At 71.6% G+C, this 25,267-nt stretch carries 23 protein-coding genes and 1 pseudogene; 14 read left to right on the plus strand and 10 right to left on the minus strand.

Going from position 1 to position 25,267, the window contains the following annotated elements:
* Window positions 1–314: 314 nt before the first annotated feature.
* The 5 genes from cseC to ACZ4O3_RS31720 all read right to left on the minus strand — a co-directional run bounded on the left by cseC (window position 315) and on the right by ACZ4O3_RS31720 (window position 4,767).
* Complete coding sequence (gene cseC, locus ACZ4O3_RS31700) at window positions 315–1,682, minus strand: two-component system sensor histidine kinase CseC (RefSeq protein ID WP_467725491.1); 1,368 nt, start codon at window positions 1,680–1,682, stop codon at window positions 315–317.
* An 11-nt stretch (window positions 1,683–1,693) separates the two neighbouring features.
* A complete protein-coding gene (gene cseB / locus ACZ4O3_RS31705; RefSeq protein WP_362724940.1) occupies window positions 1,694–2,398 on the minus strand; it encodes a two-component system response regulator CseB in 705 nt (234 codons plus the stop codon).
* Window positions 2,399–2,428: 30 nt separating this feature from the next.
* Window positions 2,429–3,097: a hypothetical protein gene (locus ACZ4O3_RS31710; protein ID WP_362724937.1), complete on the minus strand. Its 669-nt coding sequence runs from the start codon at window positions 3,095–3,097 to the stop codon at window positions 2,429–2,431.
* Complete coding sequence (locus ACZ4O3_RS31715; RefSeq protein ID WP_362724934.1) at window positions 3,085–3,624, minus strand: SigE family RNA polymerase sigma factor; 540 nt, start codon at window positions 3,622–3,624, stop codon at window positions 3,085–3,087. Before ACZ4O3_RS31715 ends, ACZ4O3_RS31710 begins: the two co-directional genes overlap by 13 nt.
* A gap of 267 nt (window positions 3,625–3,891) precedes the next feature.
* Window positions 3,892–4,767 (minus strand): HhH-GPD family protein, encoded by an 876-nt coding sequence (locus ACZ4O3_RS31720; RefSeq protein WP_384997210.1) that lies wholly within the window; start codon window positions 4,765–4,767, stop codon window positions 3,892–3,894.
* Between the two features lie 254 nt (window positions 4,768–5,021).
* Here ACZ4O3_RS31720 and ACZ4O3_RS31725 point away from each other — a divergent pair, with 254 nt between their 5' ends.
* A complete protein-coding gene (locus ACZ4O3_RS31725; protein ID WP_467725494.1) occupies window positions 5,022–5,873 on the plus strand; it encodes a hypothetical protein in 852 nt (283 codons plus the stop codon).
* Window positions 5,874–5,992: 119 nt separating this feature from the next.
* Window positions 5,993–6,163, plus strand: a pseudogene (locus ACZ4O3_RS31730) (IS481 family transposase); the annotation flags it as partial.
* Window positions 6,164–6,266: 103 nt separating this feature from the next.
* Here ACZ4O3_RS31730 and disA read toward each other — a convergent pair.
* Together disA and radA are read right to left on the minus strand one after the other, a co-directional pair.
* Window positions 6,267–7,391, minus strand: coding sequence for a DNA integrity scanning diadenylate cyclase DisA (gene disA / locus ACZ4O3_RS31735; protein ID WP_362729327.1), 1,125 nt, complete (start codon window positions 7,389–7,391; stop codon window positions 6,267–6,269).
* A gap of 80 nt (window positions 7,392–7,471) precedes the next feature.
* Window positions 7,472–8,881, minus strand: coding sequence for a DNA repair protein RadA (gene radA / locus ACZ4O3_RS31740; protein ID WP_362729325.1), 1,410 nt, complete (start codon window positions 8,879–8,881; stop codon window positions 7,472–7,474).
* A gap of 312 nt (window positions 8,882–9,193) precedes the next feature.
* Between radA and ACZ4O3_RS31745 the strand changes: the two genes are divergently transcribed.
* Window positions 9,194–10,870, plus strand: a complete 1,677-nt coding sequence (locus ACZ4O3_RS31745; RefSeq protein WP_467725496.1) for a BACON domain-containing protein — start codon at window positions 9,194–9,196, stop codon at window positions 10,868–10,870.
* Between the two features lie 123 nt (window positions 10,871–10,993).
* Here ACZ4O3_RS31745 and ACZ4O3_RS31750 read toward each other — a convergent pair whose 3' ends face one another.
* The gene (locus ACZ4O3_RS31750; protein WP_362725036.1) at window positions 10,994–11,851 is read right to left on the minus strand and encodes a DUF3109 family protein; all 858 of its coding nucleotides are present in this window, start codon (window positions 11,849–11,851) and stop codon (window positions 10,994–10,996) included.
* A gap of 84 nt (window positions 11,852–11,935) precedes the next feature.
* Between ACZ4O3_RS31750 and ACZ4O3_RS31755 the strand changes: the two genes are divergently transcribed.
* The 4 genes from ACZ4O3_RS31755 (at window position 11,936) to ilvD (ending at window position 16,416) form a co-directional block, all read left to right on the plus strand.
* Window positions 11,936–12,868 carry a Ppx/GppA family phosphatase gene (locus tag ACZ4O3_RS31755; protein ID WP_467725497.1) on the plus strand — a complete coding sequence of 311 codons (933 nt, stop codon included), beginning with the start codon at window positions 11,936–11,938 and terminating at the stop codon, window positions 12,866–12,868.
* Window positions 12,869–12,999: 131 nt separating this feature from the next.
* The gene (locus ACZ4O3_RS31760) at window positions 13,000–13,830 is read left to right on the plus strand and encodes a sugar phosphate isomerase/epimerase family protein (RefSeq protein WP_362725032.1); all 831 of its coding nucleotides are present in this window, start codon (window positions 13,000–13,002) and stop codon (window positions 13,828–13,830) included.
* On the plus strand, window positions 13,827–14,453 hold the full coding sequence (locus ACZ4O3_RS31765; RefSeq protein WP_362725029.1) for a TetR/AcrR family transcriptional regulator: 627 nt from the start codon (window positions 13,827–13,829) through the stop codon (window positions 14,451–14,453). Before ACZ4O3_RS31760 ends, ACZ4O3_RS31765 begins: the two co-directional genes overlap by 4 nt.
* Before the next feature lie 109 nt (window positions 14,454–14,562).
* Window positions 14,563–16,416 (plus strand): dihydroxy-acid dehydratase, encoded by a 1,854-nt coding sequence (gene ilvD / locus ACZ4O3_RS31770; protein ID WP_362725026.1) that lies wholly within the window; start codon window positions 14,563–14,565, stop codon window positions 16,414–16,416.
* Window positions 16,417–16,486: 70 nt separating this feature from the next.
* On the opposite strand, the gene ACZ4O3_RS31775 is transcribed toward ilvD, so the two are convergent.
* On the minus strand, window positions 16,487–18,589 hold the full coding sequence (locus tag ACZ4O3_RS31775) for a serine/threonine-protein kinase (protein ID WP_467725500.1): 2,103 nt from the start codon (window positions 18,587–18,589) through the stop codon (window positions 16,487–16,489).
* A gap of 181 nt (window positions 18,590–18,770) precedes the next feature.
* Here ACZ4O3_RS31775 and ACZ4O3_RS31780 point away from each other — a divergent pair, with 181 nt between their 5' ends.
* The 7 genes from ACZ4O3_RS31780 (at window position 18,771) to proC (ending at window position 23,517) form a co-directional block, all read left to right on the plus strand.
* A complete protein-coding gene (locus ACZ4O3_RS31780) occupies window positions 18,771–19,091 on the plus strand; it encodes an SH3 domain-containing protein (protein ID WP_467725501.1) in 321 nt (106 codons plus the stop codon).
* Between the two features lie 75 nt (window positions 19,092–19,166).
* On the plus strand, window positions 19,167–19,457 hold the full coding sequence (locus tag ACZ4O3_RS31785) for an SH3 domain-containing protein (RefSeq protein ID WP_467725502.1): 291 nt from the start codon (window positions 19,167–19,169) through the stop codon (window positions 19,455–19,457).
* A 49-nt stretch (window positions 19,458–19,506) separates the two neighbouring features.
* Window positions 19,507–20,025: an EamA/RhaT family transporter gene (locus ACZ4O3_RS31790; protein WP_362728709.1), complete on the plus strand. Its 519-nt coding sequence runs from the start codon at window positions 19,507–19,509 to the stop codon at window positions 20,023–20,025.
* An 85-nt stretch (window positions 20,026–20,110) separates the two neighbouring features.
* Complete coding sequence (locus ACZ4O3_RS31795; RefSeq protein ID WP_467725504.1) at window positions 20,111–20,914, plus strand: class I SAM-dependent methyltransferase; 804 nt, start codon at window positions 20,111–20,113, stop codon at window positions 20,912–20,914.
* A 106-nt stretch (window positions 20,915–21,020) separates the two neighbouring features.
* Complete coding sequence (locus tag ACZ4O3_RS31800; protein WP_467725505.1) at window positions 21,021–21,857, plus strand: ABC transporter ATP-binding protein; 837 nt, start codon at window positions 21,021–21,023, stop codon at window positions 21,855–21,857.
* The gene (locus ACZ4O3_RS31805) at window positions 21,854–22,636 is read left to right on the plus strand and encodes an ABC transporter permease (RefSeq protein ID WP_362727552.1); all 783 of its coding nucleotides are present in this window, start codon (window positions 21,854–21,856) and stop codon (window positions 22,634–22,636) included. Before ACZ4O3_RS31800 ends, ACZ4O3_RS31805 begins: the two co-directional genes overlap by 4 nt.
* A 68-nt stretch (window positions 22,637–22,704) precedes the next feature.
* Window positions 22,705–23,517 carry a pyrroline-5-carboxylate reductase gene (gene proC, locus ACZ4O3_RS31810; protein ID WP_362727553.1) on the plus strand — a complete coding sequence of 271 codons (813 nt, stop codon included), beginning with the start codon at window positions 22,705–22,707 and terminating at the stop codon, window positions 23,515–23,517.
* Window positions 23,518–23,569: 52 nt separating this feature from the next.
* Here proC and trpS read toward each other — a convergent pair whose 3' ends face one another.
* Complete coding sequence (gene trpS, locus ACZ4O3_RS31815; RefSeq protein WP_362727554.1) at window positions 23,570–24,616, minus strand: tryptophan--tRNA ligase; 1,047 nt, start codon at window positions 24,614–24,616, stop codon at window positions 23,570–23,572.
* Window positions 24,617–25,267 lie beyond the last annotated feature (651 nt).

The raw sequence follows: 25,267 nt of genomic DNA on the forward strand, positions 1-25,267 counted from the left end.
CTCCGCCGCGTCCCGGTCGCCCTGGCCCGTGTCGGCTATGGCCTTGGTCGGCTGTGGCCTGAGGTTGCCGGGCCGCTGGTCGGTCCTGGCGTGCGCTCGCCATGCCCTCGGCCTGCCGTGGCCCGTGCCCGCCACGCTCCTTGTCTGCGGTGGCCCGTGCCCGTCGCGTCTTGATCAGCCGCGGCCCGTGACTGCCGCGGCCGCGGTCGGGCTGGGACCCGTGGCCCCCGAGGCTCCGTCCTCGGACCCGCAGCCGCCGAGGCTTCGACCTCCGCCCGTGGCCGCCGAGGCTCTGGACCTGGTGATTCGGTGGATCAGCGGTGGGTTTGGGGCGGGCCCGGGAGTGTCGGGTAGCTGCCTGTGGCGGTCGGGGCGTGTTCCGGGAGCCACAGCACGGCCACCGCGCCCTCCGCGCGGATGTGGTCGGGCGCGCCCACCGGCCGGATGTTGCGGAAGGTCAGCCGGGCGCCCAGGACGCGCGCCTGGCCGGCCGCGATGGTCAGGCCCAGGCCGTGGCCCTGGCCCGCGCGGTCCTCGCTGCCGGTGCGGAAGCGGCTCGGGCCCTCCGCCAGAAGCTTCTCGGGGAAGCCGGGGCCGTGGTCGCGGACCCGGATGACCCGGCCCTCGACGGTCACCTCGATGGGCGGCCTGCCGTGCCGGGCGGCGTTGGCGAGCAGGTTGAACAGCACCCGCTCAAGGCGGCGCGGATCGGTCGTGACCTCCGACTCGTGCACCACCCGCACCTCGATGGCCGGGTCCTTCGCGGCCACCCGCCGCGCGACGAAATCGCCCAGCATGATGTCCTGCAGCTCGGCCCGCTCGGAGGCGCTGTCGAGCCGGGCCACCTCCAGCACGTCCTCGACGAGGGTGCGCATCGCCTTCGCCCGGTCCAGGACCAGCTCGGTCGGGCGGCCGGGAGGCAGCAGTTCGGCGGCCGTGAGCAGCCCGGTCACCGGCGTACGCAGCTCGTGGGCGATGTCGGCCGTCACTCGCCGCTCGGCCTCGAGCCGCTGCTGCAACGCGTCCGCCATGGCGTCCACCGCGCGCGCCAGGTCGTCGGTCTCGTCCCGTACGAACCCGCCGATGGCCTCCCGCACCCGTACGTCCGGTTCGCCCTGGGCGACCTGGTTGGCCGCGGCCGCCGCCTTGCGCAGCCGCCGTGAGAGCTGCCCGCCGATCAGCACGCCGAGCGCGCTGCCGCCGAGCACGACCGCGATGGAGCCGATGACCAGGGCCTGGTCGAGGTCCTTGAGCACGTCGCTGCTGCGGTTCGGGAAGGTGCCGTGCAGGGACAGCACCCGCCCGTCCTTGGCCTGCACCGCCGCCCAGATGTCCGGCGCGCCGCTGCCCGGGTCGATGACGTCGGTCGCCCGGCGGCCCGCGTCGACCCGCTCACGCAGCGCCGGCGGCAGCTCGGGGTCGTTGACCTTCACGTCGGGGAAGTTCGCCCGGCCGTACAGCTCGTAGTTGCGCTGCGCGATCTGTAGCCGTTCGTTGGCCAGGTCGCGCGCGTTGTCCAGCATCGAGACCCGGGCGGCGTTGTGCACCACCAGGCTCAGCGCGACCGCGACCAGCGCGCCGACCAGCGCGATCGCCGCGCTCAGCTTCCACCGCAGCCCGGTGCGCAGCCGCGGACCGCGGTGCCGGACGGATCTCCTGACGGATCTGATGAGCCCCCGCATGACCGCCCCGCTCAGGCCTTCAGCTTGTAACCGAAACCGCGGACCGTCTCGATGCGATCCTGGCCGATCTTCGTACGCAGCCGCTGCACATGGACGTCGACGACCCGGGTGTCCCCGCCCCAGCCGTAGTCCCAGACGCGTTCCAGCAGCTTGTCCCGGGAGAGCACGGTCCCCGGTGCCGAGGAGAACTCCAGGAGCAGCCGCATCTCGGTCGGGGTGAGCGCGACCGGCTGTCCGGCCCGGCGCACCTCCATGCCCTCGGTGTCGATCTCCAGCTCGCCGAAGGTCAGCGGGCCGCCGGTCGCCTCAGCCGTGTCCTCGTGCGGCCGGTCGCCGCCACTCGCGTGCCCGAAGCGCCGCAGCACGGCGCGGATCCGGGCGACCAGCACCGCGCCGTCGAACGGCTTGGTGACGTAGTCGTCGGCGCCCGCCTCCAGACCCAGCACCACGTCGATGGAGTCGGCGCGCGCCGACAGCATGATCACCGGCACCGTGGACTCGTCGCGGATGCGCCGGCACAGGCTCACCCCGTCCAGGCCCGGCACCATCACGTCCAGCAGGGCGATGTCGGGCCGGTCGGCGCGGAACGCCTCCAGGCCGGACAGCCCGTCGGGCATGGCGGTGACCGCGAAGCCGTCCCGCTCCAGCGCGAGCTGGGTGGCCTCGCGGATGACGTCGTCGTCCTCGACGAACAGGACGTGGGTCTGGTCTGCCATCCCTGCTCTCTCGTGTGGTGGGGGGTGGGGTCAGCCGGCGGGTGAGGGGACCGGCGTGGCGTTGCCGCTGCCGGTCGCGTTGCCGTAGTCGGTGTGGTGGAAGTCCTGCTGGACGAAGCGCCCCGCGGTCCAGCCGTAGGTGATCACGTTCTCGCCGGACGGGCTCGACACCGGGTCGCCCTTCTCGTACACCTGCTTGGTGACGCTCAGGTCTCCCCGGTCGATCTCCGCGTAGACCGGTGACTCCTCGGCCTTGAACACGTTCTTGTACGCGCCGCTCTCCTCGCGGTACACGTACGCCCCCACCCCGACCGCGTCCCCGCAGGTCAGTACGTTCACGACGATGTCCTCGGCCGGGCCGCCGGTCAGATCGCCGTAGGTGACGTCGACCGGGTACTCGTCGCCCGCGCACGGCTTCAGGTCCCGCTTCACGGTGGCGGAGACCGCCGGATCGGTCTTCACGAGGGCGACCGCGTCGACCTTCGCGTACGTCTGGGACGGGTTGGGCGAGGGAACGGCGGCGGCCGGGGCCTTCTCCGCCGAGTCGGCGTGCGCCGGACCCTCGTCCCGGGCGCCGGTGCCGCCGGTGCCGCAGGCGGCGGCGAAAAGGGCGAGGGCGATGAGCACGGCCACCGCCGTACTCACCGCCTGTGCACTCGCCGGGCCCCGTCTGGGCCCTGTGCCGGTCAGGCCGCGCAACGCTCCCGCTCCTCACGCTCCAGCGCGCGTGCGTCGAGGTCGCGTGACTCCAGCTCCTCGCGGAGCCGGGCGAGCGCCCGGTGCAGCGTGCTCTTGACCGTTCCGGCCGACATGCCGAGGGCGGCGGCCGTCTCCTCCGTGGACATCTGCTCCCAGTGTCGCAGCACCACGACACTGCGCTGCTTCGGAGCCAGTACCTTCATGATGTCCATGAGGAGCGCGCGGTCCGCGTGCTGCTCGGTGGAGTCCTCCACGCTGGCGTCGGGCAGCTGCTCGGTCGGGACCTCCTCCAGCTTCCGGGCCCGCCACCACTCGGTGCGCGTGTTGATCATGACCCGGCGCAGGTAGGCGTCCGCGAGCCGCTTGTCCTCGATGGTCTCCCAGCGGCCGTACGTCCGGACCAGCGCGGTCTGGAGCAGGTCCTGGGCGTCCGTCGGGTCCGGGACCAGGCGGCGGGCGCTGCGCAGCAGCGCGTCCTGCCGCGTGCGGACGTACTCCTCGAATTCGAGCACCTCGCCCTGCGCCATGATCAACCGCCTCCCGATCCCCGTTTTCCCCGGCCCTGTGCCTGAGTTCCTGCCGTCCCGCGGTCGTGGCGGGCACAGAAACGAAGCTACGGACCGGTTGTCACGGGGCTGTGCGGAGCAGCCTGCGGGTAGCAATCGGCTGTCCGTCGGTTGTGTAACGGAAGTAGGCGCGGGGTAAGTGAGCCTCGTCCTATGGGTGGTTATGGGGGTATTTGCCGTGCGGGCGGGGTCGTAACACAGCCCTCTCTGCTGCGATGTGGCTGTTCGTCAGCCCAGCGGTAGCCGGTACAGGCCGCCCGAGAGTGGCTCCACCAGCCCGTCGGAGACCAGCCCGTCCAGCGCGCGGGCCCGCTGCACCGGCTCGTGCCACACCCGGTCGAGCGCCGCCTGCGGCACGGGGGCGGACGCCTCGCGCAGCACCGCCAGCAGCTTGCCGCGCACCTGCCGGTCGGTACCGGCGTACGTCTGCCCGCGCCGGGGCGGCCCGTCGTGCTCCGGCTTGCCGGCCAGCCGCCAGGCGCACTCCCCGGCGATCGGGCACCGCGGACACGTCTCGTTCTTCGCCGTGCACACCAGCGCACCCAGCTCCATGGAGGCGGCGGCCCAGCGGGCGGCGGTCGGCTCGTCCTCCGGCAGCAGTTCACGGGCGAGCCGCCGCTCGGCGGCGGTGGTGGCGTTCGGCGGGTACCGCACACCGGTCACGGCCCGGGCGAACACCCGCCGCACATTGGTGTCGAGCACGGCGTGCCGCTGCCCGTACGCGAAGGAGGCGACGGCCGCGGCGGTGTACTCGCCGATGCCCGGCAGCGCGAGCAGCTGCGCGTGGTCGGTCGGTACGTCGCCGTCATGCCGTTCCGTTATGGCGACGGCGGCGCCGTGCAGCCGCAGGGCGCGGCGCGGGTAGCCGAGCCGGCCCCAGGCGCGCACCGCCTCGCCGGGCGCCTCGGCGGCGAGGTCGGCGGGGCGCGGCCAGCGGGCCAGCCACTGCTCGTAGACGGGCAGCACCCGGCTGACCGGGGTCTGCTGCAGCATGAACTCGCTGACCATCACACCCCACGGGCCCGCCTCCGGGCGGCGCCAGGGGAGGTCACGGGCATGGGCGTCGAACCAGGCGATCACGGGGGCGTGGAGCTTCTCAGTCATGGCCCTTCCGATCCTGCCATGTCCGGCCACGGCTGGGTTGGACGTGCTTCCCGGCGGGGCCGCGCGGCCGCCGGTCCGGGGCCCGCGTGTCCGGCGCCCGTCCCCGGGCCCGGTTCTCCCGGCCCGCCCCGCCCGCCTGTCACGCGAAGAGGGAGTGTGCCGAGGGGAGTTGCCGAAATGATGATCCGGAAAAGTTGAGGTTTGAGCGGCGGGTGGGGCGAGGAAGTGCGTGGATCTCTCGTACAGTTTGCGCCGTGGGATCTCTGCGCAATCCGGTCGGGCCGCTTCCCTCCTCCATCTACTGGCGACGGAGGGTCGTCATGGTGTCCGTCGTCGCCGTGCTGGCGCTGCTGATCACCTGGATCGTCACGTCGGGTGGCGGGGGCGGCAAGAAGGGCGACGACGGGGCGGACGGCAAGAATCCCGCGTCCACGATCACGCCGGGGCCGTCCGGCAGCGGGCCGGCGATCAGCCAGGCGCCGGGCGGGCGGGACGAGTCGAGCGGTGGCGGTGGCGCGTCGTCCGGCGCGAGCACCGGCTCCGGTACGGGCTCCGGTTCCGGTTCCGGCGGCGGGAGTTCGGACGGGCCGGGTGACGGTTCGTCGTCCGGTTCCGGCGGGTCCTCGGGTGCCTCGTCGGGCTCGGGGGATGTCACCTCGGGCTCCGGCGGTACGGTCGCCTCGCTGCCGGGAACCTCCACCCTCCCCAACTGCACGGCGCAGTCCGTGTCGTTGAGCCTGAAGAGCCTGCACAACTCCTACTCGCCGGAGCAGACGCCGACCTTCGAACTCACCGCCAAGGACCGGTCGTCCAGCGACTGCAAGGTCGATCTCGGACCGAAGAACGCGGTGTTGACGATCACGCCGGCCAGCGCGGACGACATCTACTGGTCGTCGGCGGACTGCCCGAGGACGACGGCGACCCGCTGGTACCGCGTGCCGGCGGGCAGCAGCATCACCTACACGCTGAAGTGGGACCGCAGGCCGAGCGCTCCCCAGTGCGCGACGCCTTCGGCGGGATCGGCGGGGTCGGGCACGTATCTGCTGGAAGCCGCGACACCGGGCTTCACGAAGGCCCAGGCGTCTTTCGTCCTGGCGGCGGACTAGGTGTATTGCCCCGGGAGGTTGTGGACGGGTGAGCCAGGTTTCGGCTGAGGGATCTTGAACAGGTGAGGGCCTTCCGGTTCGGTGTGGATTGCGACGTCTACACCAACAGAAAGGCCCTCGTGCCCCACCGTAATGCACCCCTGACCGAGACCGGACGTCTTCGTCTGGCCCGCTGCGTGGTCGAGGACAACTGGCCCCTCAGAGCAGCCGCAGAACGCTTCCAGGTCTCGCCGACCATGGCCCAGCGCTGGGCCGACCCGTGCCGCCCCAGCGGCACGACTGCCCGCAGCTGCGCGCACCGTCAGGGGCGTGGGGAACTGCGCGGCAGGCCCCCACCGGCCCGTGGCCGAGCAGACCGCCTAGCCGGCGGAGTGACCAGCCTCACCAGCGGAGCTACACGTAGCGTTCGAGGATCGACGACTCCGCCAGCCTCGACAGGCCCTCCCGGACGCTGCGCGCCCGCGCCTCGCCGACCCCGTCCACGGTCTGCAGGTCGTCCACGCTCGCCGCGAGCAGTTTCTGCAGGCCCCCGAAGTGCTCCACCAGCCGGTCGATGATCGCCCCGGGCAGCCGCGGAACCTTCGCCAGCAGCCGGAAGCCGCGCGGCGACACCGCCGAGTCCAGCGCCTCCGGGGAACCCGTGTACCCCAGCGCCCGCGCCACCGTCGGCAGTTCCAGCAGCTCCGCGTGGCTCAGCGCGTCCAGCTCGTAGAGCGCCTCGTCGACGGTGCGGGAGCGTTTGGCCGTGGGCTCGGGGACGTAGTCCCGGACCACCAGCTCGCGCTCGGGCTCGACACCGGCGATCAGCTCGTCCAGCTGGAGGGCGAGCAGCCGCCCGTCGGTGCCCAGTTCGACGACGTACTCGGCGATCTCGGTGGCGATGCGGCGGACCATCTCCAGTCGCTGGGCGACGGCCGAGACGTCGCGGACCGTCACCAGGTCCTCGATCTCCAGCGCTGACAACGTTCCCGCGACCTCGTCCAGGCGGAGCTTGTACCGCTCCAGGGTCGCCAGCGCCTGGTTCGCGCGGGAGAGGATCGCCGCCGAGTCCTCCAGGACACGGCGCTGCCCGTCGACGTAGAGCGCGATCAGCCGCATCGACTGCGAGACCGAGACCACCGGGAACCCGACCTGCTTGGAGACGCGGTCGGCCGTGCGGTGGCGGGTGCCCGTCTCCTCGGTGGGGATCGTCGCGTCCGGTACGAACTGGACACCCGCACGGAGGATCTTCGACAGGTCGGAGGAGATCACGATTCCGCCGTCGAGCTTGCACAGCTCGCGCAGCCGGGTTGCTGTGAACTCGACATCAAGGACGAAACCGCCCGTGCACATCGTCTCGACCGTCTTGTCGAAGCCGAGGACGATGAGCCCGCCGGTGTTGCCGCGGAGAACCCGCTCCAGGCCGTCGCGCATCGACGTGCCCGGAGCCACGGCGCTCAGCGAGGCGCGCATCAGGCCATCGGAACCGGCACTCCCACCGGACTTTCCGGGAGCCGTTGCCCGGTCGTTGGCTGCCACTGCACTCCTCCGGTCGCAGGTTCTGAAGCGCTCCCGCACCCGCACGCGGTTCGTACGGACGGGCGAGACCAGGGCAAAGTCTACCGGCGCTCCTCCGCCTCCCGTGGGGCCTCTCGGCGACGGGACCGCGGCAGCACCCGCAGCGCGTCCCCCATGTCCGCGACTTCCAGGACCTTCATGCCCGCCGGGATCTTGCCGGGATCGCTCGGTACGAGCGCGTGCGTGAAGCCCAGACGGTGCGCCTCCGCGAGCCTGCGCTGGACGCCGGTGACCCGTCTGACCTCGCCCGCGAGGCCGACCTCGCCGATGGCGACCAGGTTCTTGGGGAGCGGGGTGTCGCTCGCGGCGGAGGCCAGGGCGAGGGCGATCGCGAGGTCGGCCGCGGGCTCCGAGAGCTTCACGCCGCCCACGGTCGCGGAGTAGATGTCCCGCTTGCCGAGCGCGCTGATCCGCCCGCGCTGCTCCAGCACCGCCAGCATCATCGAGACCCGCGAGGTCTCCAGACCGGAGGTGGTGCGGCGGGGGGAGGGGATCTGGGAATCCACGGTCAGCGCCTGGACCTCGGCGACCAGCGGACGGCGGCCCTCGAGGGTGACCGTCAGACAGGTCCCGGGGACCGGTTCGTCACGTCGTGTCAGGAAGAGTCCGCTCGGGTCGGCCAGGCCCGTGATGCCCTCGTCGTGCAGTTCGAAGCAGCCGACCTCGTCCGTGGTGCCGTAGCGGTTCTTGACGCCCCGCACGAGCCGCAGGCGCGCGTGCCGGTCGCCCTCGAAGTGCAGCACGACGTCCACGAGGTGTTCGAGGAGGCGGGGACCGGCGATCGAGCCGTCCTTGGTGACATGGCCCACCAGGAGGGTCGACATGCCCCGGTCCTTGGAGGCGCGGATGAGCGCCCCGGCCACCTCCCGCACCTGGGCCATGCCGCCGGGCGCGCCGTCGATCTCGGGGGACGCGACCGTCTGGACGGAGTCCAGGATCAGCAGCGAGGGCTTGACCGCGTCCAAGTGGCCGAGGACGGCGGCCAGATCGGTCTCGGCGGCGAGATAGAGGTGGTCGTCGATGGCGCCGATGCGGTCGGCACGCAGCCGGACCTGGCTCGCCGACTCCTCGCCGGTGACATAGAGCGTGCGGTGCTCCTCGCTCGCCGACTTGGCCGCCACGTCGAGCAGGAGGGTGGACTTGCCGACGCCGGGCTCGCCGGCCAGCAGGACGACCGCGCCGGGGACCAGGCCGCCGCCCAGCACCCGGTCCAGCTCCGGCACGCCGGTCGGGCGCGCGGTGGCCCGGCGGCCGTCGACCTCGCCGATGGGCACCGCGGAGGTGGTGACCCGGCCGGGCGCCGTGGTGCGGACCGCGGGGGTGCCGTACTCCTCGACCGTCCCCCAGGCCTGGCACTCGGGGCAGCGGCCGAGCCACTTGGCCGTCTGCCAGCCGCACTCGGTGCAGCGGTACGACGGACGGTCTTTCGCGGTCTTGGTACGGGCAGCCATGCGGAAACCGTAGCCCCCGCCACTGACATTGATATTGCTAGGCAGGTTCCGGTGGTCGTGGCTCTGCCACTGACTGACGTCCTGCTGGGCTGTCTTCCCGCTGTTCTGCCCGGCCGCCGGGGCCTGTTCAGCGGGGCCGTGGTGGTGCCCGTGACGGATGCGGAGGGACGGGTCCCGGCCGTACCTGATCGGGAACGAGCCGCAGGACATCGGGTTCGTGTCCCCTTATGAGGGATCGTTTCACCCGTACGGATTAAAAGTGCTCAAGGTGCCAGAAGGGACGTTACGCCGCCGCCTACGGTCGCACGGGTGATGAGCAGCAGCCCGGAAACCTCGACCCGCATGACCGGCGCGCACCGGGCGCACCGGGGGGCGCGTGAAGCGCGCGATCGTACGGCGGCGCGTGCGCTGGCGCAGCGACCTCCGGCGCGCTACGAGCAGTACCTGGACGGGCTGTTCACGTACTGCCTCTCGGTGCTGTGCGACCACGACGCGGCGACCTCCGCCCTCGGGGACGCCCTCGCCGTCGCCGAGCGCCGCGGCCAGCGCGTCCCTGAGGGCGGCGCGGACCGCAGGGCCTGGCTGTACGCGCTGGCCCGTTGGGCCTGCCTGCGTGGGCTGGCCGAGGCCAGGCAGAAACGCCAGGCCACCCATGCGGCGGGCCGGCCCACCGCCCCCGAACCGCCGGCCGCCGCCGAGACCGAGGAGCGGCGGCGCGGTGAACTCGCCCAGCTCGCCTGGCCCGAGGCCGCCGGCACCACCCCGGAGCAGCGCGAGGCGCTCGAACTCGCGGTACGCCACCACCTCGCCGCCGACGAGGTCGCCGCCGTCCTCGGAATGGACCTGGCCGGCGCCCGTGAGCTGCTCGCCTCCGCCGCCTGCGAGGTGGAACGCACCCGCGCGGCGCTCGCGGTCGTCGAGACCGGCGGCTGCCCCAGCGTGTCCCACCTCACCGGGGACAGCCAGCTGGTGCTGAGCAGCGCCCTGCGCCGCGAACTGGTCCGGCACGTCGACGACTGCCCGCGCTGCCGCCGCACCGCGGAACGCGCGGCCCCCGGCCGGTGGCCCGGCACGATCAGCACACCCGCCGAGCTGCCGGTCCTGGAGGCGCCCCGCGCGGCCCTGCACCTGGCGATGGCGCACCCCCCGCGCGCGCGGGGCGGCGCCGTGCCGCGCTTCGACCGGCGTGGTTTCCCGATGGACCCCAAGGACCGCGCGGCCCGCCGCGACCGGCTGCGCGCGCGTGCGGTCACGACGACCGTCGTCGCCACCGTGGTGGCGGCACCGGTGCTGGCCCTGTGGGCGGCGTACCGGGGTTCGCCGGCGGGGGAGAGCCACGAGGGGCCGTCCGTGACCGCCCGCGAGGAATCCGGCCCCGACACGCTGGGCGGCGGCGACGCCGGGGGCTACGAGAACGCCGGGAACGCCGGCACGAGACCCGGCCCGCGGATCGGGAAGGACGGCAAGGCCGACGTCTCGGTGGAGGTGGTCGGCGTCGCCGGCGGCGGCCGGACGAAGGCCGGCGCCGGGCACCTCGGGGTGACGGCCGCGAACGACGGCGACACGACGCTGATCACGCTCGTGGCGGGCGGGGACGGGCCGATGCGGTGGTCGGTGTCCACCTCGGCGGGATGGCTGTACTTCTCGCGGTCCTCCGGAACGCTCCGGCCGGGCGAGTCGCTCACGGTCAGGGCGTACGTCGATCATCTGCGGGAGCCCGCCGGGCACTGGAGCGCGCGGGTGGCGGTGGCGCCGGCCGGGGCGGTGGTGTCGATCGACGGCTACGGGACGGCTCCGCCGGTGAAGCGGGGGCCGACGCCTCCGGCCCGGCCGACGCCGACGCCCACCGGGTCGGCCTCCGCCGAGCCGACGTCTTCGCCGAGCGAGCCGACGTCCACACCGACCCCGACCGAATCGGACACGCCGAGCCCTACGGGGTCGGCCTCGCCGACGGAGAGTGAGAGCGCGGGAGCGTCAGCCGGTCCGTGACGGGATGCGGTGCGGCTGCGGGCGCGCGCCCGACGTGGCTGGTCGCGCAGTACCTCCCCCAGCCTGCGGCCGGCGGTACCCCCAGCGCCCCCGAAAGGGCGCGCCGCGCCCCCGAGAAGTGCCTCAGTCCGTCGGGTCCGCCGGATGCGGGGCCACCAGCGGCAGCCGGGAAGCCAGGCGCTGCTCGCAGAGTTCCGCCAGGCGGTCGTAGCCGGCCTTGCCCATCAGTTCGGTCAGTTCCGGGCGGTAGGAGACGTAGACCGGGTCGCCCGCGCCGTGTGCCGAGGTCGCCGACGTGCACCACCAGTGCAGGTCGTGGCCGCCCGGACCCCAGCCCCTGCGGTCGTACTCGCCGATCGAGACCTGCAGGACACGCGTGTCGTCGGGCCGGTCGATCCAGTCGTACGTGCGGCGGATCGGGAGCTGCCAGCAGACGTCCGGCTTGGTCTCCAGCGGCTCGCGGCCCTCCCGCAGCGCCAGGATGTGCAGCGAGCAGCCCGCGCCGCCCGCGAAGCCGGGGCGGTTCTGGAAGATGCACGAGCCGTTGTACGGGCGGGTCTGGCGGGAGCCTTCCTCGTCCTCCGAGACCCAGCCGTTCCGCGTGCCCTCGGCGTGGTGCTGCCAGACGTCCGGGGTGAGCCTCGACACATGATCGGCGACCCGCTTCTCGTCGTCCTCGTCCGAGAAGTGCGCACCCAGGGAGCAGCAGCCGTCGTCCGCGCGGCCCGCCTGGATGCCCTGGCAGCCGCTGCCGAAGATGCAGTTCCAACGGGAGGTCAGCCACGTCAGATCACAGCGGAACACCTGCTCGTCGTCCGCCGGATCCGGGAACTCCACCCATGCGCGCGCGAAGTCGAGGCCCTTCTCGTCGCCTGCCGGAGCCTGCTGTGACGTCTTCGACTTCTTCGGTGGCTTCACCCGAGAAGAACCGTCGGCGGATTTGGCGCCCTTGTGGTCCTTCGTCTTTTTCGTCTTTGGCACCTGTACAGGGTAAGTCGCGCGAGGTCGCTTCGGGGACGCCCTCCAAGGATGGGTTCCCGGCCACCTGGCAGTAGCGTTCCGTACATGAGACTCGGTGTCCTCGACGTGGGATCCAACACGGTGCATCTGCTGGTGGTGGACGCGCACCCCGGCGCACGCCCGCTGCCCGCGCACTCGCACAAGGCGGATTTGCGCCTTGCCCAACTCCTCGACGGCAACGGCGCGATCGGTCCCGACGGCGTCGAGAAGCTTGTCGGTGTCATCCACGAGGCCCTCCAGGCCGCGGAGGACAAGGGCGTCGAGGATCTGCTGCCGTTCGCCACCTCCGCGGTGCGCGAGGCCAGCAACGCCGACGACGTGCTCGCGCGCGTGAAGGCCGAGACCGGCGTCGAGCTTCAGGTCCTCACCGGTGCCGACGAGGCCCGGCTGACGTTCCTCGCGGTACGCCGCTGGTTCGGCTGGTCGGCCGGAAAGCTGCTGGTCCTGGACATCGGGGGCGGCTCCCTGGAGATCGCGTACGGCATCGACGAGGAGCCGGACACGGCCGTCTCACTGCCGCTCGGCGCCGGCCGGCTCACCGCCGGCTGGCTGCCCGGCGACCCGCCGACCCCGGACGACATACGGGCTCTGCGCCGCCATGTACGGGCCGAGATCGCGCGTACGGTCGGCGAGTTCAGCCGCTTCGGCGCCCCCGACCACGTGGTCGCCACGTCCAAGACCTTCAAGCAACTGGCCCGTATCGCCGGCGCGGCCCGCTCCGCCGACGGCCTCTACGTCCAGCGCGAGCTCAAGCGCAGCTCCCTGGAGACCTGGGTGCCGAGGCTGGCGGCCATGGACACGGCCCAGCGCAGCGCGCTCCCCGGGGTCTCCGAGGGCCGCTCGGGCCAGCTGGTGGCGGGCGCGCTGGTGGCGGAGGCCGCGATGGACCTGTTCGGGGTCGAGACGGTGGAGGTGTGCCCGTGGGCGCTGCGGGAGGGCATCATCCTGCGGCGCCTCGACCACATGGGTTCGGCGTAGCCGCCCCCGCGGGGAGCGCGGGCGGTCCGCGACGGCGTGCGGGCGCCCGGCCCCAGCCCGGACGCGACGATCGTCACACCGGCGAAGACGCACCCCGCTCCCACCCGACCGCACCCCGTAACCTGTCCCTCGTGGCAGAACCAAGGGACGTCGTCCGTATCCCGGATGCGAAGGTCGCGCTCTCCACGGCCTCCGTCTATCCGGAGTCGACGGCGACGGCCTTCGAGATCGCCGCGCGCCTCGGCTACGACGGCGTCGAGGTCATGGTGTGGACCGACCCGGTCAGCCAGGACATCGAGGCCCTGCGCAGGCTGAGCGACTACCACCGGATCCCGATCCTCGCCGTGCACGCCCCCTGTCTGCTGATCACCCAGCGGGTCTGGTCCACCGACCCCTGGGTCAAGCTCCAGCGGGCCCGGGCCGCCGCCGAGAAGCTGGGTGCGGACACGGTCGTCGTCCACCCGCCGTTCCGCTGGCAGCGCCAGTACGCCCGCGACTTCGTCGAGGGGGTCTGGCGCATGGCGAACGAGACGGACGTCCGGTTCGCGGTGGAGAACATGTACCCCTGGCGCTACCGCGACCGCGAGATGCTCGCGTACGCCCCCGACTGGGACGTCACCAAGGACGACTACCGGCACTTCACGATCGACCTCAGCCATGCCGCGACCTCCCGCACGGACGCGCTGGCCATGTTCGACCGGATGGCCGGCCGGCTCGGCCACGTCCACCTCGCCGACGGCCGCGGCTCCGCCAAGGACGAGCACCTGGTGCCCGGCCGTGGCACCCAGCCCTGCGCCGAACTCCTGGAGCGCCTGGCGCTCACCGGCTTCGACGGGCATGTGGTCATCGAGGTGAACACCCGGCGCGCGATGTCCGGAGCCGAGCGCGAGGCCGACCTCGCGGAGGCCCTGGCTTTCACCCGCCTGCACCTGGCCTCGGCGGTGCAGGTGCCCCGCCGGTGACCGGCACCGCTCCGGCCGGCAACGGGACAGGCCCCCGCCGCCGTGGCCGCCCCCCGCGCGCCGAGTCGGCGGACACCCGGGACCGTATCCTCGTCGCCGCCCGCGAGGAGTTCTCCGAACTCGGGTACGACAAGACGTCCGTCCGCGGCATCGCCAAGGCCGCCGGCGTCGACTCGGCCCTCGTCCACCACTACTTCGGCACCAAGGAACAGGTCTTCGAGGCCGCCATCTCGGTCGCCTTCGCCCCCGCGCTGGACGCGCCCGTCGCGATCGCCGACGGCCCGGTGGACGGCGTCGGCGAGCGCCTGACCCGCTTCGTCTTCGGCATCTGGGAGAACCCCACCACCCGTACCCCGCTGCTGGCGATCCTCCGCTCGGCCGTGAACAACGAGACGGCCGCCGCCGTCTTCCGCCGGCTGATCGCCGCCCAGCTGCTGCGCCGTCTCGCCGAGCAGCTGGACCTCCCGGACGCGTCACTGCGCGCCGAACTGGCCGCCGCCCAGCTGGTGGGATGCGCGATGCTGCGGTACGTGATCAAGCTGGAGCCGCTGGCGTCGGCGGACCTGGAACAGATCGTGGCGCGGGTGGCCCCGGTGGTGCAGGGGCATCTGACCGGGCCGTGAGGCCGGACCGGCGAGACACCCGTCCCGCATTCCGGACACCTCGTCCCGAAGCCTGGGCAACGGGCGTACGCTCGATGACAGCCCTATCTGCCTGAAGGAGCGAGCGACGATGCCCGAGCTGAGGTCCCGCACAGTCACCCACGGCCGCAACATGGCGGGCGCCCGCGCCCTTATGCGCGCCTCCGGTGTACCGGGCGCGGACATCGGCCGCAAGCCGATCATCGCGGTCGCCAACAGCTTCACGGAGTTCGTGCCGGGCCACACCCACCTCCAGCCGGTCGGCCGGATCGTCAGCGAGGCGATCAAGGAGGCGGGCGGCATCCCGCGCGAGTTCAACACGATCGCCGTGGACGACGGCATCGCGATGGGCCACGGCGGCATGCTGTACTCCCTGCCTTCCCGCGACCTGATCGCCGACTCGGTCGAGTACATGGTCGAGGCGCACTGCGCCGACGCCCTGGTCTGCATCTCCAACTGCGACAAGATCACGCCGGGCATGCTGATGGCGGCGCTGCGGCTCGACATCCCCACGGTCTTCGTCTCCGGCGGCCCCATGGAGGCCGGCCGGGCCACCCTCGTCGACGGCACGGTCCGCACCCTCGACCTGGTCGACGCGATCTCCGACGCCGTGAACGACAAGATCTCGGACGAGGACATCCTCCGTATCGAGGAGAACGCCTGTCCGACCTGCGGCTCCTGCTCCGGCATGTTCACCGCCAACTCGATGAACTGCCTGACCGAGGCCATCGGTCTCTCGCTCCCGGGCAACGGCTCGGTCCTGGCGACCCACACGGCCCGTAAGCAGCTGTACGTCGACGCGGCCCGCACGGTCATGGACATCACCCGCCGCTACTACGAGCAGGACGACGACACGGTCCTGCCCCGCAGTGTCGCGACCTTCGCCGCGTTCGAGAACGCCATGGCGCTGGACATCGCGATGGGCGGCTCCACCAACACGATCCTGCACCTGCTGGCCGCCGCCCAGGAGGCGGGCGTCCCCTTCGGTCTGGAGGAGATCAACGAGGTCTCGCGCCGGGTGCCCTGCCTGGCCAAGGTGGCCCCGAACGTCGCGAAGACCCGCACGTACTACATGGAGGACGTGCACCGCGCCGGCGGTATCCCCGCCCTCCTCGGCGAACTGCACCGCGGCGGCCTCCTCAACGAGGACGTGCACTCCGTCCACAGCCCCTCCCTCGCGGACTGGCTGAAGACCTGGGACGTGCGCGGCGGCTCCCCGTCCCCCGAGGCGGTGGAACTGTGGCACGCGGCCCCGGGCTGCGTCCGCTCCTCCGAGGCGTTCTCCCAGTCCGAGCGCTGGGAGGCCCTGGACGAGGACGCGGAGGAAGGCTGCATCCGCAGCGTCGAGCACGCCTACTCCAAGGACGGCGGCCTCGCGGTCCTCAAGGGCAACCTCGCCGTCGACGGCTGCGTGGTGAAGACGGCCGGCGTCGACGAGTCGATCTGGACCTTCGAGGGCCCGGCGGTCGTCTGCGAGTCGCAGGAAGAGGCCGTCGAGAAGATCCTCAACAAGCAGATCACGCACGGCGACGTGGTCGTCATCCGCTACGAGGGCCCCAAGGGCGGCCCCGGCATGCAGGAGATGCTCTACCCGACGTCCTTCCTCAAGGGCCGCGGCCTCGGCAAGACCTGCGCGCTGATCACCGACGGTCGCTTCTCCGGCGGCACCTCGGGCCTGTCGATCGGCCACGCCTCCCCGGAGGCGGCCTCGGGCGGCACCATCGCCCTCGTCGAGGACGGCGACCGCATCCGCATCGACATCCCGAACCGCACGATCGAGCTCCTCGTCGACGACACCGAGCTGGCCCGCCGCGAGCAGGCCCTGAACGGCGTCTACGCCCCGAAGAACCGCGAGCGCAAGGTCTCGGCCGCCCTGCGGGCCTACGCGGCGATGGCCACCAGCGCGGACCGCGGCGCGGTCCGCGACGTGACGAAGCTCGGCTGACACCGGCCGTCCGACATACGCGACAGGGGGCGCCTCCCGCAAGGGGGGCGCCCCCTGTCGCCGTAGGTCCTCACCAGACGAGGGGATCCTCCGTCCCCACGGCGAAGACGGTGCCGTCGGGGGCGGTGGCGTAGACGTGGGTGCGGAGGATCAGGGGGGCGGGCACGGTGGTGGCGACTCCGCCCGGGACCGTTCCGAAGCGGGGCGAGGTCTGTCCGGCGGCCTTCCCGTCGTGCGCGTCCACGGCCATGAGCCGTCCGTCGGCGGCCGAGAAGTACACGTGCCGGTCGTCGGCGACGGGTGCCGAGCCCCGGCTCACCGACGTCTCCAGGTGCCATGTCCGCTTGCCCGCGTCCAGGTCGACGGCGTCCAGGGACCCGGTGGCGGCCAGCACATAGACCACGCCGTCGTGTACCCCGGCCTGCGCGTCCGCACGTGGTACGGGTAGCTTGACCCGGCGGGTGGTTTCGGATCCCGGCATGTAGCGGACCACCGCGTCGGTGTCGCCGTACACCGGATCAGAGGCCAGCAGAAAGACCGCCCCGTCCTGTGCGCCGACCGGCCGCAACAGCCCCTTCAAAGGCGTGTCCCACCGTACGTCTCCGGTGGCCGGGTCCACGGCGGACACCTGGGTGTCGGCCCCGTCCGCGGGTGAACTGGTCACGTACGCCGACGCCGGATCCGAGGGAAAGAAGTCGATCCTCGGTGTGCCGTGTTCCCCTGTCGGCCGGCTCCACCTGGTGGTGCCGGTCGCGCTGTCCACCCCGGTGACCGTGCCGTCCGCGCGGGCGAGCAGCAGCATGTCGCCTGCGTACTCCATCCCCTTGTTCTCGGGCAGGTCTCGCTGCCATCGGCTCCTGCCCGAGTCCGGATCGAGCGCCGTCACATGCCGGGCCTCGTCCGTGACGAGTTGCACGAGCCCGCCGGACAGGACCGGTGCTCTGCTCCAGCGGACGTCGGCGACGGAGTGCCGCCAGAGCACGGCACCCGTCACCGGGTCCAGAGCGAAGGCCACAGACGATTCGGTACAGAACAGCTTCCCGTCTCCGGTGGCACATTGCGGTGTGGCCGCGCCCTTGGCGACCGGGTTGGCCTGCCAGGCGGCGAAAGCGGCCGTGGTGGTTCTCGGGTTGCTCTCCCGCTGCTCCGCACCGCTTCCGGCGGCCCACTGGACGAAGGCCGCGGCCCCGCCCAGCGCGAGCACGACGGCACCACCCGCCAGGGCGACCCGCCTGCGGAGGCGTGGCCGACGACGACGCTCCGGCTCCTTCGGGCGTTCCGGCGCCGCCATGTCACCGCTGCCACCGGTCCGCTGCGCCGGTATGAACGCCTGCGTGTCGTACGACGCCGACAACGACCGCAACTCCCGCATCATCTCGTCGGGCGTCGGCCGGTCCTCGGGCTCCTTGGCGAGACAGCGCAGCACCAGCGGAGCCAGTTCCTCCGGCATGCCGGTGAGGTCGGGCTCGTCATGTACGACCTGGTAGGCGACGACGTAGGGGCTGTCGGAGTCGAACGGCCCGCGTCCGGTGGCCGCATGCACCAGCACCGACCCGAGCGCGAAGATGTCGGCGGCCGGCCCCACCTCACGGGGCCGCCGGAACTGCTCGGGCGCCATGAACGGCGGCGTACCGATCAACTTCCCTGTCTCGGTCCGCAGTTCACTGTCCTTCGGTCGGGAAATGCCGAAGTCGATGACTTTCGGGCCGTCCTCGGCGAGCAGCACATTGCTCGGTTTGAGATCCCGGTGCACCACCCCGACCCGGTGAATGTCGCGCAACGCCTCCGCGAGCCCCGCCATCAGGCGACGCAACTGGGCAGAGGGCATGGGGCCGTTCCGCTTCACGTGCTCGGCCAGGGTCGGGCCCGGAATGAAGAGGGTGGCCATCCAGGGCCGCGCGGCCTCCGGATCGGCGTCCACGACAGGCGCGGTGAAGGCACCGCTTACCTTCCGCGCGGCGGCCACCTCCTGCCGGAAACGACCCCTGAATTCGCGGTCCTTGGCGAACTCGGCGTGCACGACCTTCACGGCGAGTTTCAGCCCCGAGGTGCTGCGGGCCAGGTGCACCACACCCATCCCGCCCGAACCCAGGCAGGATTCCAGGCGGTAGTGCCCGGCGTACTCGGGAAGTTCCGCTTCCGCGCCCGCTCCGGTGTTGCGCTGTGGCGTCATGGGATCACCCCCGTGCTGTTCTTCGCGGCGCGCGACGCACGGAGCCTAGTCGATGACTCGTGCGATACAGAGGCGGCTTGCTAGCCTCCGCGTGCGAGTTACGGACATGTGTTTCGTGGCTCGATTCAGGGGAATCAACGGGACTCCACGGCACTCGTGGGTCCGGTGGGGGGAGTTCTACATGTCTGTTGATCACGCGCAGGAGGCCGAGAACAGCGGCGAGGGGGAGGTCGTCACGACGCTGGCGGCGTCCGTGCGCTACTACTCGGTCGCCCCGGGCCTCCGCCTGAACGTCCGCAGCGGTCCCGGCACCAGTTACGACATCACGCGCGTCCTCCCCGAGGGTGCCAAGGTCCCGATCTATTGCCAGACACCCGGTACCACGGTGTCCGGGTACTACGGCACGTCCAAGATCTGGGACAACATCAGCAACGGCGAGTTCGTGTCAGACGCCTACGTCAGCACGGGCAGCGACGGCTACGTAGCCGACCGCTGCTCCTGACCGGTCCAGGAGGACTGGGTGACACCCATAAGACGCGTTTCCGTCCTTCTCGCAGGCTCCGCCGGAGCCCTTCTCATGGTGATGGGGTCGGCCGCCGTCGCCGACGCGGCCGCCACCGTGAACACCTACCCCGTCGCCCCGGACGTCCGCCTGAACGTTCACAGCGGTCCGGGCACCAACTACTCCATCACCCGCACACTGCCCGTGGGAACCAGGGTCCCGATCTTCTGCCAGACGCCGGGTACGACAGTGTCCGGGTACTACGGCACGTCGAACATCTGGGACAACATCGACAACGGTGAATTCGTCTCGGACGCCTACGTCCACACCGGCAGCGACGGCTACGTGGCCGACCGCTGCGCCTGACCGGTCACCCCGACCCGGAGCCCGCGGCCACCGGCGCCATAATCGTCCCGTGAGCGACGAACCAGGCACCCCGGACACCCCCGCGGGCTCCGCCGGCGAGGCCCCGAGCGGTCCCCGCCCCGAGCCCCTCCGTTTCTTCGGCACGTCCTGGGTCCACCACGACGACGGCTACCTCCTCCGCCGCATCGGCCTGGCCGTGGGATCGCTCGCCGCCGCCGTCGCCTCCTGCCTGGTTCTCCGCCTGGCCTACGAGGGCCTGCAACTCGCCGACACCGGGTCCTTCGTCACGGTCCTGGTCGTCGCGATGTTCGCCATCTGCAGCGCCCTGGCCTTCCGGAACACCTGGGAGTCCTTCGGCAAGCGCCCCGACCCCGAACGCCAGGCCTCCCTGCGCGGCCTCCTCGCCATCGGATTCGTCGGCTCCCTCCTCGCCTACTTCTTCCGCTCCCTGGTGGAGGCCCCGGGCGAGCGACTCCAGCGCGCCGAGTACGAGACCGCCGTCCAGGAGCACGAACGCCGCACCACGCGCCGCACGGGCAACCCCTCGAAGAAGAAGCGGAAGCGCTGAGACCGTCCGGCATGCCGAAGGGTGTCCGCGCGGGCCCGGCGATATCCCGTGTCGCCTTCCGCCCCGCCCCCGGGACCATGGCTGTATGACCACAAGCCAGCCGCGCCCCCCGGACCACACCCCCGCTCCCTCGCACGCCACCCGCGCGCACTCCTTCAACGCCGCCGCGGCCCAGTACGCCGCGAACCGCCCCTCCTACCCGGCCGCCCTCCTCGACGCCGTCGAGGAAGAGGCCGGCCGCTCCCTCACCGGCGCCCGGGTGGTCGACGTCGGCGCGGGCACCGGCATCGCGACCGCGGTCCTGCACGCGCGCGGCGCGGACGTGGTCGCGGTGGAGCCGGGCGAGGGCATGGCGGCACAGCTCCACCGCACGCTCCCCGGCGTGCCGCTCGTCCGCGGCAACGGCAACGCCCTTCCGCTCGCCGACGACACCGCCGACTTCCTCACCTACGCCCAGGCCTGGCACTGGACCGACCCGGCCCGCTCCGTGCCCGAGGCGCTCCGCGTGCTGCGTCCCGGCGGCGCGATCGCACTGTGGTGGAACACCGACGCCTTCGACATCGAGTGGATCGCCGGACAGAACGAGCGGATGAGCCGGTTCTTCGGCGTGGACGCCGCCGCCGAGAAGCGCAAGGCGGCCGACCGCACGGAACTGGCCGATCCCAGCGGACGCCTCCGCTTCACCCGCCGCGAGGTCCGCTGGAGCCGCCGCATCCCCCTCGACACCCATCTCGCCAACATCGGCAGCCACTCGGCGTTCCTGCTCACCCCCGAGGACCGCCGCACCGCCTTCTTCACGGACGAACGTGCCCGCCTCCTGCAGGCCTTCCCCGACGGCATCGTCGAGGAGACGTACGACGTCCTCCTGCTCGTCGCCCTCAACACCTGAGCCCTGCCGGCCTCCACCGGCCCGCAGCGGCGACCCTGCCGAGGGCCGGTCGAGGGCCGGTCGCGCGGTCTTGACGCCTCCACCCCTCCCGAGCATTATTCATCGCATGGTGAATTACTCGCCGGAGCCGCCCCAGGCCCCCGGCAACTCAGCCCTGCCCCCCGCCGTCCAGGCCACCGGCCTCACCGCCGTCCGCGGCCCCCGAACCGTCCTGCGCGGTCTCGACTTCACCGTCCCCCGTGGCCAGATCACCGGCCTGCTCGGACCCTCCGGATGCGGCAAGTCGACCCTGATGCGAGCCATCGTCGGCAGCCAGGCCAAGGTCACCGGCACCCTGAACGTCCTGGGACACCCCGCCGGCCACCCCACCCTCCGGACCCGCATCGGCTACGTCACCCAGGCCCCCTCCGTCTACGACGACCTGACCATCCGCCAGAACCTCGACTACTTCGGCTCGATCCTCGACCCCACCCGCCCCGCCTCCGACCGCCGCGCCGACGTCGAACGCGTCCTCGGCGAAGTCGACCTCACCAGCCACGCCGACTCCCTCGCCGGCAACCTCTCCGGCGGCCAGCGCAGCCGCGTATCCCTCGCCGTGGCCCTGCTCGGCACCCCCGAACTCCTCGTCCTCGACGAACCCACCGTCGGCCTCGACCCCGTCCTGCGCCGCGACCTCTGGCAGCTCTTCCACTCCATCACCGCCAGCCGGGGCGCCACCCTCCTCATCTCCTCCCACGTCATGGACGAGGCCGAGCGCTGCCACCGCCTCCTCCTCATGCGCGAGGGCGAGATCCTCGCCGGGGGCACCTCCCGGCCGGAGGCTGGGGGAGACACCCCCGAGGCCCTCCGCACCCGCACCGGCTCCGACACGGTCGAGGCGGCCTTCCTGCACCTCGTCGACGAAGCGGCCACCACCTCCCGCTCGAAGGAAAACGCACGATGACCACTCAGCCGGCCACCACCATGACCGCCCCCGTCAGCGCCCTCAACCCGGCCCGCACCACCGCCACCGCCGCCCGCGTGCTGCGCCAGCTCCGCCACGACCCCCGCACGATCGCGCTGCTCCTGCTCATCCCCTGTCTGATGCTGGTCCTGCTCCGCTACGTCTTCGACGGCAGCCCGCGCACCTTCGACAACATCGGCGCCTCGCTCCTCGGTATCTTCCCGCTCATCACGATGTTCCTGGTGACCTCCATCGCCACCCTCCGCGAGCGCACCTCCGGCACCCTCGAACGCCTCCTCGCCATGCCACTCGGCAAAGCCGACCTCATCGCCGGCTACGCCCTCGCCTTCGGCATCGTTGCGATCATCCAGTCGGCCCTCGCCACCGGCCTGGCCGTCTGGTTCCTCGGCCTCGACGTCACCGGCTCGCCCTGGCTCCTGCTCCTGGTCGCCCTGCTCGACGCCCTGCTCGGCACGGCCCTCGGTCTTTTCGTCTCGGCCTTCGCGGCCTCGGAATTCCAGGCGGTCCAGTTCATGCCGGCGGTGATCTTCCCCCAGCTCCTCCTCTGCGGCCTTTTCACGCCCCGTTCCCAGATGCACCCCGCCCTCGAAGCCCTCTCCGACGTCCTGCCCATGTCCTACGCCGTGGACGGCATGAACGAAGTCCTCCACCACACCGACATGACCGCCACCTTCCTCAGGGACGTCCTGATCGTCGCCGGCTGCGCCCTGCTGGTGCTCACCCTGGGAGCGGCAACCCTCAGGCGACGCACGGCATAGCCACCGCCGACGTCCGCCCAGCGGACAACCGCCCCCCGCCCGCCACCCCCGGTGCCAGACTGAACCGTATGAGTCAGAAAGTCGCAGTCCTCGGCACCGGCAAGATCGGCGAAGCCCTGCTCAGCGGAATGATCCGGGCCGGCTGGGCACCCGCCGACCTCCTGGTCACCGCCCGCCGCCCCGAACGCGCCGAAGAACTCCGCGCCCGCCACGGAGTCACCCCGGTCACCAATGCCGAGGCCGCGAAGACCGCCGACACCCTGATCCTCACGGTCAAGCCACAGGACATGGGCACCCTCCTCGACGAACTCGCCCCGCACATCCCCGCCGACCGTCTCGTCATCAGCGGCGCGGCGGGCATCCCCACCTCCTTCTTCGAGGAGCGCCTCGCCACCGGCACCCCGGTCGTCCGTGTCATGACGAACACCCCCGCCCTCGTCGACGAGGCGATGTCCGTCATCTCTGCCGGCAGCCACGCCACCGCCGCCCACCTCGCCACCGCCGAGGAGATCTTCGGTGCCGTCGGCAAGACCCTCCAGGTCCCCGAGTCCCAGCAGGACGCCTGCACCGCCCTGTCGGGCTCGGGCCCGGCGTACTTCTTCTACCTGGTCGAGGCCATGACCGACGCCGGCATCCTGCTCGGCCTGCCTCGCGACAAGGCCCACGACCTCATCGTCCAGTCCGCGATCGGCGCCGCCGTGATGCTCCGCGACAGCGGCGAACATCCCGTCAAGCTCCGGGAGAACGTCACCTCGCCGGCCGGCACCACCATCAACGCCATCCGCGAACTGGAGAACCACGGCGTACGTGCCGCCCTCATCGCCGCCCTCGAAGCCGCCCGCGACCGCAGCCGCGAACTCGCCTCAGGAAAGAAGGACTGAGGCGGAGTCACAGGGGACTGCGGTACGGGGGAGTGAGGGAACTGCCGGGCGCCTAGCGGACCGCGTCCACCACGGGCCGGGCCGCGGCAGCCTCCGGGAAGGCACCTGGCGGCAACAACCCGATCGCCCGACAGGCCGTATCGACGATCGGCCGGGCGATCGCCCGAGCCTTCTCCGCCCCATGCCGCAGCACCTCCTCCACATATCCCGGGTCGAGGCACAACTCCTTGTGCCTGGCCCGCACGGGACCGAGTACGTCCAGCACCGCCTCCGCGGTGGCCCGCTTCAGAGCGCCGTACGAATCGTGAACGGCTGCCAGTGACTCAGGGTTCCCGCCCGTGCACGCAGCGAGAATCTCCAGCAGATTCGCGACCCCGGGACGCTCCTCCCGGTCGTAGACGACGTCCTGCCCGCTGTCCGTCACGGCCCGCATGATCTTCCTGTGGATCACCTCGGGTTCGTCGAGCAGATAGACGACGCCCGCTCCGGAGTCGTCGCTCTTGCCCATCTTCGACGTCGGGTCCTGCAGGTTCATCACGCGCGCGGCAACCGTCGGCACGGTCGCCTTCGGCACCACGAACGTATGCCCGTAGCGCTGGTTGAACCGCACCGCGAGATCCCGGGTCAGCTCCACGTGTTGCGCCTGGTCGTCCCCGACCGGCACCTCGTCCGCCCCGTACGCCAGGATGTCCGCCGCCATCAGCGCCGGATACGTCAGCAGGGACAGCCGTACACCCCGCCCGCGCACCGCCTCGCCGGCGACCTTCTCCTTGTACTGGATCATGCGCCGCATCTCCCCGTCGGTCGCCACGCACTCCATGAGGTACGAAAGCCGGGTGTGCTCGTCGACGTGACTCTGTACGAACACGGTGCACAGCCGCGGATCGAGCCCGGATGCCAGCAACAGGGTCGCCGCCTGCCGGGTGAGCCGGCGCAGCCGGGCCGGATCGTGGTCCACGGTCATCCCGTGCAGATCGACGATGCAGAACAGGGAGTCGGCCTGGTGCTGGTCCACGGCGGCCCACTGCCGCATGGCCCCCAGGTAGTTCCCCAGCGTCAGGTGCCCGGTCGGCTTGATCCCGCTGAAGACCCGTGTCATTCCTTCTCCACCTCCTGGTCGGAGCCGCCGCCCCGAGCGGCCGACCCTCAGAGGTTCCGGAGGGAGATACACGAACGGCCGCCGAGGCGGCGGCCGTTGAATGCGTACGTGAACGCGGCCGCCGTCAGGCGGCCCACCACAGCTGGGTGCACGTACGCGTAGTCATGCCGCCCACCATACGCCCAGGGGCTCTGTCCCGCCGCGAGTTGACACACCCCATCCGGTTACGTAATGTTCTCCGGGTTGTCCGACGTGAGCGCCGACTCCGGTCGGTCCCCGGACAGCCATTCCGTAAGTACCTGCCAGCAGTCGACGATTCGTCGTCGCGTTGTTTTGGCATGCGTATGTGCGAAATGAAGGAATCCACGTTCGAAAGGACGCGGCCCCCCGATTAGCGTCGGCGGCCGGGAATCCGCTAAAGTCTCACTCGTCGGAACGGCCCAACAGCCGCGAAGACAACACCCGCTGACCGGGAATCAGACGCCGAAAGGGTCTGATAGAGTCGGAACCGCCGGAAAGGGAAACGCGAGAGCGGGAACCTGGAAAGTACCGAGGAAAATCGGATCGGAAAACGGTCTGATAGAGTCGGAAACGCAAGACCGAAGGGAAGCCCGGAGGAAAGCCCGAGAGGGTGAGTACAAAGGAAGCGAC

Source organism: Streptomyces sp. NPDC026515, from assembly GCF_055567595.1.

Excerpts from the sequence above, each read along its gene's own strand:
- cseC (WP_467725491.1), bottom strand. The coding sequence starts at position 1,682 with ATGCGGGGGCTCATCAGATCCGTCAGGAGATCCGTCCGGCACCGCGGT.
- cseB (WP_362724940.1), bottom strand. The coding sequence starts at position 2,398 with ATGGCAGACCAGACCCACGTCCTGTTCGTCGAGGACGACGACGTCATC.
- ACZ4O3_RS31715 (WP_362724934.1), bottom strand. The coding sequence starts at position 3,624 with ATGGCGCAGGGCGAGGTGCTCGAATTCGAGGAGTACGTCCGCACGCGG.
- ACZ4O3_RS31720 (WP_384997210.1), bottom strand. The coding sequence starts at position 4,767 with ATGACTGAGAAGCTCCACGCCCCCGTGATCGCCTGGTTCGACGCCCAT.
- radA (WP_362729325.1), bottom strand. The coding sequence starts at position 8,881 with ATGGCTGCCCGTACCAAGACCGCGAAAGACCGTCCGTCGTACCGCTGC.
- ACZ4O3_RS31745 (WP_467725496.1), top strand. The coding sequence starts at position 9,194 with ATGAGCAGCAGCCCGGAAACCTCGACCCGCATGACCGGCGCGCACCGG.
- ACZ4O3_RS31755 (WP_467725497.1), top strand. The coding sequence starts at position 11,936 with ATGAGACTCGGTGTCCTCGACGTGGGATCCAACACGGTGCATCTGCTG.
- ilvD (WP_362725026.1), top strand. The coding sequence starts at position 14,563 with ATGCCCGAGCTGAGGTCCCGCACAGTCACCCACGGCCGCAACATGGCG.
- ACZ4O3_RS31775 (WP_467725500.1), bottom strand. The coding sequence starts at position 18,589 with ATGACGCCACAGCGCAACACCGGAGCGGGCGCGGAAGCGGAACTTCCC.
- ACZ4O3_RS31780 (WP_467725501.1), top strand. The coding sequence starts at position 18,771 with ATGTCTGTTGATCACGCGCAGGAGGCCGAGAACAGCGGCGAGGGGGAG.
- ACZ4O3_RS31785 (WP_467725502.1), top strand. The coding sequence starts at position 19,167 with ATGGTGATGGGGTCGGCCGCCGTCGCCGACGCGGCCGCCACCGTGAAC.
- ACZ4O3_RS31795 (WP_467725504.1), top strand. The coding sequence starts at position 20,111 with ATGACCACAAGCCAGCCGCGCCCCCCGGACCACACCCCCGCTCCCTCG.
- ACZ4O3_RS31800 (WP_467725505.1), top strand. The coding sequence starts at position 21,021 with ATGGTGAATTACTCGCCGGAGCCGCCCCAGGCCCCCGGCAACTCAGCC.
- ACZ4O3_RS31805 (WP_362727552.1), top strand. The coding sequence starts at position 21,854 with ATGACCACTCAGCCGGCCACCACCATGACCGCCCCCGTCAGCGCCCTC.
- proC (WP_362727553.1), top strand. The coding sequence starts at position 22,705 with ATGAGTCAGAAAGTCGCAGTCCTCGGCACCGGCAAGATCGGCGAAGCC.
- trpS (WP_362727554.1), bottom strand. The coding sequence starts at position 24,616 with ATGACACGGGTCTTCAGCGGGATCAAGCCGACCGGGCACCTGACGCTG.